Source organism: Streptomyces sp. 13-12-16 (assembly GCF_002114215.1).
GTDB lineage: Bacteria > Actinomycetota > Actinomycetes > Streptomycetales > Streptomycetaceae > Streptomyces.
Genome location: NZ_NCTE01000777.1, coordinates 1 through 3,366, shown reverse-complemented (window position 1 = coordinate 3,366; position 3,366 = coordinate 1). Strand labels below are relative to the sequence as shown.

The 3,366-nt window shown below is 74.0% G+C and carries 2 protein-coding genes and 2 pseudogenes; 2 read left to right on the top strand and 2 right to left on the bottom strand.

The annotated features are described in order from the left end of the window. Positions 1 to 186, top strand: a pseudogene (locus B7767_RS28660) (hypothetical protein); the annotation flags it as partial. Continuing rightward, positions 177 to 322 (top strand): annotated as a pseudogene (locus B7767_RS49420) (cobyrinic acid a,c-diamide synthase); the annotation flags it as partial. The pseudogenes B7767_RS28660 and B7767_RS49420, both read left to right, overlap by 10 nt. A gap of 2 nt (positions 323 to 324) precedes the next feature. On the opposite strand, the gene B7767_RS28655 reads toward B7767_RS49420, so the two are convergent. Together B7767_RS28655 and B7767_RS28650 are read right to left on the bottom strand one after the other, a co-directional pair. Continuing rightward, positions 325 to 1,992 (bottom strand): glycosyltransferase family 2 protein, encoded by a 1,668-nt coding sequence (locus B7767_RS28655; RefSeq protein ID WP_085574699.1) that lies wholly within the window; start codon positions 1,990 to 1,992, stop codon positions 325 to 327. Then, positions 1,989 to 3,366 (bottom strand): CDP-glycerol glycerophosphotransferase family protein (locus tag B7767_RS28650; protein WP_143652678.1); only part of this gene is annotated, 1,378 nt, incomplete at its 5' end. The genes B7767_RS28650 and B7767_RS28655, both read right to left, overlap by 4 nt.

The window sequence follows — 3,366 nt, the reverse complement described above, 5'->3', positions numbered from 1 at the left end:
GAGGAGCGTCGGATGGCGGTCACGGAGGTGTACTTCGCGGAGCGGACGCCGTCGTCCGTGCGGCGGGGGATCGAGCGGGAGTACGGGGTGCGGTGGGTGGTCGGCGGGGGTGGGGGACTGGACGACAGTGGGCTGCGGGTGGTGGCTCGGGGGCCGGAGGGGGAGGTGCTCTATGCGGTGCCCTGAGCTGTGATGGGGGAGGGGGAGGGGTGGTTCTGGGTTTTCGCCCCCACCGCCCCTTCCCGTTCCCCTTCCCCGGGGCTGCGCCCCGGACCCCCTTCGGCCTGGACGGCCTCGTCCTCGAACGCCGGACGGGCTGAAGGATCAAACGCCGGACGGGCTGAAGACGCTCGCCGCCAGGCGGGCCGCTCGGCGTACCCGGGGGACGGCCAGGCGGCGGGCCGCCGGGTGCAGCAGGCTCGCCGTGAGGCCGGCTGGTTGCCAGCGGAGCTGGAGGCGGCCCGGGATGTGGCCCTCGGGCTCGATGGTGAGCCGGTGGCGCGGGACGCGGGCGGTCAGGGGCGGGAAGGCCAGGGGGGCCAGGAGCAGGCCCCGGTTGCCGTGGCCCCGGCAGGTCAGGCGGACCATGGGGTGACGCACCCCGGCGAAGCCGCTCAGCGGGAGGCGTGCGGTCGCCGGGTCGAGACGGACGCGGCCCTCGAAGACACCGGGGCGGACCGGGGAGAGGCGGAAGGGGACGGTCAGGCGGCGCCGGCCGGGGGAGACGATCAGGCTCGCGCGCTGGGGGCCGACCGGGAGGCGCAGGGCCGGGTCGTACGTGCGTACGGTCAGGTCGACGGAGGCGCCCGGGCCCCGGGTGATCTCCGTGATCTCGTGGCGGAACCGGGCGACGGAGAACGGGCGGGTGTCCGGCTCCAGTTCGGTCAGGTCCAGTTCGCGGCGGGCGCCCGCCGACTCGGGGACCCGCCCGCCCCAGTACGTACGGCCGTCCGGGCCCGTGGTCAGCTCCCTCGGGGCGACGTCGTGTCCCAGCTCCCGGGCCGCCCACCGGGCCTCGGTCAGCCGCCGGTCGCGGACGAGCCGCAGCACCACCCGCTCGGCGCGGGGCAGCCGGGCGTACGCGCCCGGCGACAGGGTCTCCAGGTACGGGTTCACCAGGTCCGCGAAGGACGCCAGCCACTCCTCGTCCCGGTAGGGCAGGTCGCCCGCGTACATCCGGAAGTCGTGCTTCAGGAACTTGTGGTCCTTGTCCTCGCGCAGCCCCTCGTGCCCGCTCTCGGCCAGGAAGGCGTCGATCAGCCGCTGGACGTGGATCCGGTCGCGGACGTTGCCGAGCAGATGCCGCTGGTTGGAGATGGACGCGGTGTCGGAGCCCGCGTAGGGGGCGACGTACCAGAGGTACACCGGCTCGGGGACGATCGTGAACCGCTTCGCCAGGCAGTACGCCTGGGCCGAGAAGAGCTGGTCCTCGTAGTGGATGCCCTCGGGGAAGCGCAGGTCGTGCCGGTCGAGGAAGGCGCGGGCGTACATCTTGCCGGTCGACAGGTGCTCGAAGAACAGCCGCGGGTCGGCCTCGATGCCGTCCAGGGTGCGGCGTTCGCGCACGAGGTGCGGCATCCAGGTGGAGCGGCGGCCGGTGTCCACCCGGATCCGCCGCACCGCGCCCATCGCGAAGTCGAGGTCGCGCTCGCGGTGCGCGGCGAGCAGCGACGCGACCGACTCCGGCGGGAGCTCGTCGTCGCTGTCGAGGAACATCAGGTACGGCGCCCGCGCGATCTCCAGGGCGCGGTTGCGCGGCGCGCTGCACCCGCCGCTGTTCTCCGGCAGCCGCAGGTACCGGATGCGGCCGTCGCGGGCCGCCAGCGCCCGCGCCACCCGGGGGGTGTCGTCCGTGGAGTGGTCGTCGCTGATGACGATCTCGATGTTCCGGTGGGTCTGGCGGCGGACGGACTCCACCGCGCGGGGGAGCCGTCCGGCGTCGTTGTGCACGATCACCGTGACGGTCACGTCGGGGAGCCGGGGGGTGCTCATGACGCCTCCTCGGGGGCCGGCGCCGGGGTGCGTTCCCCGATCGGCAGCACCGGCGGCAGCGACGCCTCGTCCTGGCCGAGGAAGACCCGGCGTACGACGCGTTCGGCGGCGCGGCCGTCGTCGTACTCGCAGAACCGGTGCCGGAAGACGGCCCGCGCCTTCGCCGCGCTCTCGTCGCGCCAGGCGTCGGTGGTGAGGATCCCGGTCAGCTCGTCCTGGGTGCGGGCCACCGGGCCGGGCGCCTCGGCCATCAGGTCGAAGTAGACGCCGCGCGTGGTGCGGTACGTCTCCCAGTCGTCGGCGTGGACGACGATCGGGCGGTCGAGGTTGGCGTAGTCGAACATGATCGACGAGTAGTCCGTGACCAGGACGTCGGCGGCCAGGCACAGCTCCTCCACCGGGTCGTAGGACGAGACGTCCACGATGCGGCCGGAGCGGCGCAGGCCGGTCACGGGGGAGGCGGCGCCGTCGTAGAAGTAGTGGCCGCGCACCAGCAGCACGGTGTCCTCGCCGAGGTGTTCGGCGAGGGCGGCGAGGTCCAGGCGCGGGGTCCAGCCCGCTTCGTAGTCGCGGTGTGTGGGCGCGTACAGGACGGCCCGGCGGCCGGGCGCGATGCCGAGGCGTGCGCGGACCGCCCGGATGTCGTCGGCGCCGGCCGTGTAGTAGACGTCGTTGCGCGGATAGCCGTGGTCGAGCGAGACGAACCGCGACGGGTACGCCCGCTCCCACATGCGGGTGGTGTGGCTGTTGGCGGAAATGCTGAAGTCCCACTTGTCGACGCGTTCCAGCAGCGCGTCGAAGTCCAGGCCCTGGGCGGCGGCCGGGAACGGCATCTGGTCCACGCCCATGCGCTTGAGCGGGGTGCCGTGGTGGGTCTGGAGGTGGACCGTGCCGGGGCGTTTGACCACGGCGTTCGGGAAGTTGACGTTGTTGACGAGGTACTTGGCGGTGGCGAGCACCTCCCAGTAGCGGCGGGTGCCGGGGACGACGTGGTCGGTGCCGGGCGGGAGCAGGGCGACGTTCTCGCCGGTCACCACCCACACCGGGTGGATGTGCGGGGCGAGTTCGGCGAGCTTCGCGGCGATCGCGGCCGGGTTGCAGGCGACCCCGCGGTTCCAGTAGGCGGCGAACACCGCCAGGTTGGGGTCGACGGGACGGTGCAGGGCCCGGCGGTACCGGAGGTCGCGGACCTGTGCGCCGATCCGGCGCCGGCCGGTGCGCACCGTGGACCGCACGGTGCGGCGGGCGCGGTTGGCGGCCTGGAAGGCGCGGTACTTGCCGTAGGCGCCCTCTTCGAGCAGGGAGCGGCGGACGCCGTCGAGGCCGGCGGGGCGCCGGTGGCCCTCGGGGCGGCGGCGCAGGGCGGCGACCGAG